This is a genomic window from Actinosynnema sp. NPDC023658 (assembly GCF_040639995.1).
Taxonomy (GTDB): domain Bacteria; phylum Actinomycetota; class Actinomycetes; order Mycobacteriales; family Pseudonocardiaceae; genus Actinosynnema.
Genome location: NZ_JBFAAX010000636.1, coordinates 1 through 3,316, shown reverse-complemented (window position 1 = coordinate 3,316; position 3,316 = coordinate 1). Strand labels below are relative to the sequence as shown.

The 3,316-nt window shown below is 69.0% G+C and carries 4 protein-coding genes; all 4 read left to right on the top strand.

Going from position 1 to position 3,316, the window contains the following annotated elements; translation table 11 throughout:
- The coding region (locus tag AB0G02_RS32465) for a hypothetical protein (protein WP_360801822.1) at window positions 1-556 on the top strand (556 nt) is incomplete at its 5' end.
- 42 nt (window positions 557-598) lie between these two features.
- Complete coding sequence (locus tag AB0G02_RS32460; RefSeq protein ID WP_360801819.1) at window positions 599-976, top strand: transposase; 378 nt, start codon at window positions 599-601, stop codon at window positions 974-976.
- Between the two features lie 500 nt (window positions 977-1,476).
- The gene (locus AB0G02_RS32455; RefSeq protein WP_360801816.1) at window positions 1,477-2,382 is read left to right on the top strand and encodes a serine/threonine-protein kinase; all 906 of its coding nucleotides are present in this window, start codon (window positions 1,477-1,479) and stop codon (window positions 2,380-2,382) included.
- A gap of 704 nt (window positions 2,383-3,086) precedes the next feature.
- Window positions 3,087-3,316, top strand: a 230-nt coding sequence (locus AB0G02_RS32450; protein ID WP_360801813.1) for a DUF6851 domain-containing protein, incomplete at its 3' end; no start/stop codon positions are given.

Below are 3,316 nucleotides of genomic sequence, written 5' to 3'. Positions count from 1 at the left end.
CATCAAGGCGGTGCGCAACGCACCGCGGCTGGACACCCCGATGGACCCGGCGATGTTCTTCACCACCGTCCTCGACCAGACCGGCGAAGGCCAGGTCCGGTGGAACGACCTGCTCGCCATGGCCCGCGAGCTGTCCGTCCACCTGGACCTCGACGAAGCCGACGAGAACGAGGTCCACGCCGCCTTCGAGTCCTGGTGGGACCAGCTCCGCGACGCCACGGGCGGCACGGACGCCATCACCTTCACGCAGTACCAGGCGGCCGTCACCGAAGGCCGCTACCCCGGCGACACCGCCACCACCCGCGGCGTCGACGACGTGGTCGACGTGATCTGCCGCCTCATCGACCGCGACGGCAACAGCAGGATCCCCGAGGAGGAGTACGCCCGGCTGTTCACCAACAGCCCCAAGCGCCACGAGATCATCACGGACCTCCGCGCGCTCGACCGCAACGGCAACGGCCTCCTCGACATCCGCGAACTGGCGGTCGCCCTGCACGAGTTCTTCGCCGGCCGCCACGACTTCGCCGTCGCACGCGAACTGCTCGGCCGCGTCTGACCGCCGAGTCGGGCGCGCCCCGCCGCACCGATCGGCCTGGGCGTGGTCGAAGCGCTACCCAGCCGGACACCCCGCTCTCGCGATCCAGCCTGGGAACCTCGGGGGCCGCGTCGCACAGGCGGTCCGGTCGAACCGCAGAGCGGTCGGACGCCGGGACCGCCGGCACCGGCCGACCTCACGGATCCGAGTCGTCCCGCTGCCGCGCTGCGGCCGGTGGTGGCCGACTCCGCCTACGGCGACAACCCCGCCTTCCGTCAGAGGCTCACCGACCGCGGCCTGACCTACGCGCTGGCGGTCTCGGCATCCACCAGCCTGCATCCCGCCACGTCGGTCCCGGTTGCGCCGAGCTGGTCGGGCACCGGCCATCCGCCGATGAAAACGGCCACCAGGACAAGCCCGTCACCACCAAGACCCCGGTGATCGGGGCCGGGCATTCGGCCGGGCGGTTCGTGGTCTGGCACCACGGCTCCTGCAAGACCGCAGGCAACCCGACCGCGACCATGCGTTCACGCTTCCTGGCGCAGCGAGTGCGCCGGCCAACCGCAACATCCCCCGCGCCGCCGACGACGGCCTGCCCGAGGTGCAGCCCGGCACGAAGCTGTCCTACATCACATCGGCCTATTCCGGCCCACCAGTGGGGAGTCGACTCGGGCTGCCGCAGTCCTGCTCTTGATGACCCGGCTGCTTGCAAGCAGTGAGCATCATTGGCGTGTGTTGGTCAGGTCATCGCTGCAGGACACTGCGAGGACTCGTCGGATACCGATGGATCCTGTACGCGACGGACGCTCGGATCGGAGCACCGGTGACGCTACTGATGGTCCATCTGGGCGTTCCAAGGGGACCTCTGATCCGTTTCCTGTTTGCGGAGTCGACAATAGGGCATTGAGGGATGTCCGGGTGTGTGACGGGAAGGGTGTGAGGTGTCACTGCCCATCAGCGGCAATCTGGTGGCGGGCCGGTACGAGTTGACCGGGTCCTTGGGGGGCGGAGGTATGGCCGAGGTCCACCGCGCCTGGGACACCGACCTTCGCCGCCCGGTGGCGGTCAAGGTGTTCCGGCCGAACGGCGACGACGACGCTGTTCGCCGGTTCGAGCTCGAGGCCCGGACGTTGGCACGGTTGTCGCACCCCGGAGTGGTGTCCCTCTACGACGCGGGGATCCACGTCGGCAGGCCGTTCATGGTGCTGAAGTTGGTGGAAGGACCCACGTTGGGAGCCCGGACGGGACGGGGCGCCTTGTCGGTGGGCGAGGTCCGCCGCTTGGGTGCCGCGGTGGCCGAGGCGCTGGTGCACGTGCACGGCCAGGGCGTGGTGCACCGGGACGTCACGCCGTCGAACATCCTGCTCGACCACGACGACGTGCCGTACCTGGCCGACTTCGGGCTGGCGTTCTCGGCGAACGACGCGCGGATCACCCGAACCGGCCACGTGCCGGGCACGGCCGCGTACCTGGCCCCGGAGCAGGTCCGCGGCTCCGAGGTCGGCCCGGCCGCAGACGTCTACGCCCTTGGGTTGGTCCTCCTGGAGTGCCTGACCGGCCGACGCGAATACCGAGGCCGCGGTGTCGACGTCGCCTTGGCCCGCCTGCACCGCCCGCCCGCCGTGCCCGAGAACCTCCCGGCCGACCTGATGCGCCTGTTGTCCCTCATGACCTCGTTGGCGGCGCGCCGCCGCCCGACCGCACAGGACTGCGCGGCAGCACTGCAGGTCGCTGAAGGGCATGCCGTCGCGCCCTCAGGCATCCGGGCGGAGAGGTCGACCGCCCACACCCGCATCCGGTACTCGTCGGCCACGCGCAGGGAGACCTCGTCCGGTCCGCAGCTCTGAAACGCCGCCGGATGCCCCCACCGTCGCGCAGGCCGTCGTAGCCGTCGAATCCCGTTGCGATCCCTTCCGAATCCGCCGCGCCGTGCTGAGGCTTCCCTCCCGCGATCGGTCGGTCCGGGGTGGTGTCTACAGGGCGTGCGGCATGTTGACGGCGCGGGAATCGCCGCCCGCGCGCAGCTCCGCAAGTTAAGACAAGTGCGGAATACCCGAAGTCCCAGCGCGCCGAATATTCCGCGTGAATTGGACGACACCGATGTTGTGACCATGTCGCAAACAATGTAGCATCCCGTGCATCGGCGACTTCCGGACCGCATGTCACCGATGCGCCCGGAATCGGTTCGTCCTCCGGAAGGGCGGCGGCATGCACGTGAAAGCACCTGTCATGCGGGTTCTTGCCCGAACGTCGGCAGCGGTCTTCGCTTTAGCCCTGCTGTCGGTACCTGTACGCGGTGAAACAGACCCTGGGATTCCGTTCGACCTGGACACCGGAAACGCCATAGCGGAAGTCGTCATCCCGGCGGAGAATCCGCTCTTCCGCACCACGGTGTCCCCAAGTGACGCCTCTCTCGTCATCCGGTACACGGTGCTGCTCAACAACGCCTGGTTCGACGCCATCGCGCCGTACCACCCGACCGCGGTGGGCATCGCGTCGCGGCTCGGTCGCCACGGAGCGGGCGACCAACCGGGAACGCAACATCGCCATCATGTACGCGAGCTACCGCGTGCTCAACAGCCAACTGCCCCAGTTCCGCGCGCAGTGGCGCGAGATGCTCGTCTCGACCGGGCTCGACCCGGACAACGACAGCCGTGACACCACCACGCCCGAGGGTATCGGCAACCGCGCCGGTGAGGCGGTGATAGCCAGTAGGCTGCACGACGGCATGAACCAGCTCGGTGACGAGGGCGGCCGGAAGTACAACCGGCAGCCCTATGC